The 1,913-nt window shown below is 43.9% G+C and carries 1 protein-coding gene; it reads right to left on the bottom strand.

All coding sequences use genetic code 11. From position 1 onward, the window contains the following. Positions 1-94: 94 nt before the first annotated feature. Positions 95-1,516, bottom strand: coding sequence for a group II intron reverse transcriptase/maturase (gene ltrA / locus O0V13_RS21370; protein ID WP_268037050.1), 1,422 nt, complete (start codon positions 1,514-1,516; stop codon positions 95-97). Between the last annotated feature and the right edge of the window lie 397 nt (positions 1,517-1,913).

The raw sequence follows: 1,913 nt of genomic DNA, 5'->3' as shown, positions 1-1,913 counted from the left end.
AAATCGAGTAGGAAGATAGGGATTATCTGTTAACGATTTTCCCTATCCGTCCTCTCACAGCACCGTACGTACGGATCTCGTATACGGCGCCTTCTTAATTTATGTCCTTTACATTCAGAAAAGTATCCAGTAAGAAAATGTAGCCCGATTTTCTAAGTCGTTCATTGGTTATCGCAACATTAAGAGTTGAAGTACCCGAGATTTTCCAGTATCCTTTTCTTGTTGATGCCATCAGTTTAGCCTTAGATTCAGACACTCCTAATTTCAGGAGGTTCCTCAACCGGGTCCGGATGAGTTTCCACTTTTTCCAGATGCACATTCTCAATCGCCTTCTGTACCATAGGTCAACTTTTTGAAGGATAATCTTCATATCTGCCAATTTAAAGTAGGCTACCCACCCTCTGATAAATTGGCGCAATGACTCTTTTCTTTGAGCATCGCCCCAACCATTGCTCCTTGATGTCAGCGTCTTGATACGCTCTTTCATCTTCCGGATACTCTTGGGATGGACACGGAGTCTTCCTTTACCGCGATTTCGATAAAAGGTATATCCGAGAAATTTGACCTTATTAATGGAACAAACTTGGGTTTTCTCTCTATTTACCCTGAGAAACAACTTCCCTTCTATGAATGGAAGAATCTTTTCCAATGTCCTCTCTGCACTTCGCTTACTCTTACATAGGATGAGTAGATCATCCGCGTATCGGATGAACTTATGCCCTCTTCTTTGAAGCTCTTTATCCAACTCGTTTAGCATGATATTACTCAACAGCGGACTTAGTGGGCCTCCTTGGGGCACTCCCTCATTTGTTTCCTCAAACTTATTTCCGGCAACCACCCCTGCACGAAGATATTTATGGATAAGGGAGATTACCCTACCATCCTTTATAGTTCTTGATAAGATCTCCACAAGTTTACTGTGATTGACCCTGTCGAAAAACTGTTCCAGATCCATATCGACGGCAGAACAGTATCCCTCGCTGATATAATCCCTTCCTTTCTTCAATGCCTGGTGTGCGCTTCTATTCGGTCTGAATCCGTAGCTATGCGGTGAAAACTGCTTCTCATAAATAGTCGAGAGCACCTGGGCAATGGCTTGTTGTACCACCCTGTCTACTGCAGTTGGGATACCAAGCATGCGCTTCTTGCCATTCTCTTTGGGTATTTCTACCCTACGTACTGGTTTGGGATAGTATTTCCCATCCCTTATGGATTGTACCAGTCCATCCCTGTTTTCTATAAGATAGTCCTTTAAGGCATCGACTTCCATCTTATCCACTCCTCCTTTTCCTTTGTTGCTCCGTACTTGACGGTAAGCCCTGTTCAGGTTTGTAGGAGACAGGATCTGATCTAGTAATCCATCTTCTAATGTAATAACATCAGCAAGGTTGTTTTCAATTATCCTCATATAAGTCTGCCCTCCCACATAGCCTTCGGATTCCGTCCTATTCTTTTGTGGCCAGGTATCTGACGATATTTTCTGCATTCTTCCCTTCACAAGGTAATTTTCATTCACTACTTACTTCTTAAGATTCAGCCCTTTCCGGAGATGTCGATGGTATCTCCAGTACTACGGCCTCTGCTGCCTTCTCACAGTAAATCTTGTTTCAACCATAGTCTACTATGTCTGTGAGACCTCCCGCGGTAAAACACATCACCTTCATTCCATATATCCGCATCATTTACACCTCTGGCCTTCCGTATAGCTTTAGGACTTCGCTTTGCAATGTAAGCTCATCCAGACCAAATTTGCCTTATATGATGTTCGTGTCCCTCGGACCGGAACTTTGCCGCCAGCTTCCTTCAGATTCCACCTCGCGGTGGACACCCTTGCCTTAGGCTAATGATAGGTAGCTATAAACCCTCATAACGGACTTTCACCGTCAAGTGAATGTGCTATGCGCGGCACACAT

It is taken from the genome of Algoriphagus sp. PAP.12, assembly GCF_026652115.1.
Taxonomy (GTDB): Bacteria; Bacteroidota; Bacteroidia; order Cytophagales; family Cyclobacteriaceae; genus Algoriphagus.
The sequence above is the reverse complement of the archived record's forward strand: the minus strand, read 5'-3'. Positions and strand labels throughout refer to the sequence as shown.